Raw genomic sequence first — 532 nt, 5'->3', positions numbered from 1 at the left:
GATTTTGTTGTCTACTATGGCCATGTTATGGTTTGTTTCTTTCGTGGTGTAGGATTGTACCTGATTCTTTTTAGACTTGAAGCGAGGTGCTTTATTTTGTTTCTTGAAGAATCGAGTATAGGAATCAGCAAGGTTTTTCAAGGAGGATTGAAGGGCAATGCTATCCACTTCTTTTAGCCATATGAATTCCTTTTTTAGTTGCGTTAATTCAGCCGAACAAGCATTGTAAGTTAACCCTTTGCCTGTTTCTTGGTAGGTATCGTTCCATTGCCCTAAAAAGCGATTAAAGACAAAACGAGAACAGCCGATGGTTTTAGCAATTAAGATTTCCTGTTCTTTGGTTGGATAGAGACGGAATTTGTATGCTTTGTTGATGAGCATTGTTTTCACCTCCGATAGGAATGTATGTTCTTATTATACCTTAACAAGAATCTCTTTGGCTACCGCCAACCACCATTCATCTCCCCCTTATCGTTGGGCTTCTCCCTTCACACGATTGAAGAGGGAGTCTTCTGTCGGGAAATGATAAAAC

General features: G+C 39.7%; 1 protein-coding gene. It reads right to left on the bottom strand.

Going from position 1 to position 532, the window contains the following annotated elements:
- Nucleotides 1–381, bottom strand: a 381-nt coding sequence (locus BALCAV_RS20970) for a helix-turn-helix domain-containing protein (protein ID WP_040324352.1), incomplete at its 3' end; no start/stop codon positions are given.
- Between the last annotated feature and the right edge of the window lie 151 nt (nucleotides 382–532).

It is taken from the genome of Alkalihalobacillus alcalophilus ATCC 27647 = CGMCC 1.3604 (genome assembly GCF_000292245.2).
In the GTDB taxonomy this organism is placed as follows: domain Bacteria; phylum Bacillota; class Bacilli; order Bacillales; family Bacillaceae_D; genus Alkalihalobacillus; species Alkalihalobacillus alcalophilus.
Note: the sequence above shows the minus strand (reverse complement) of the source record. Positions and strands in the feature narration are given on the sequence as shown.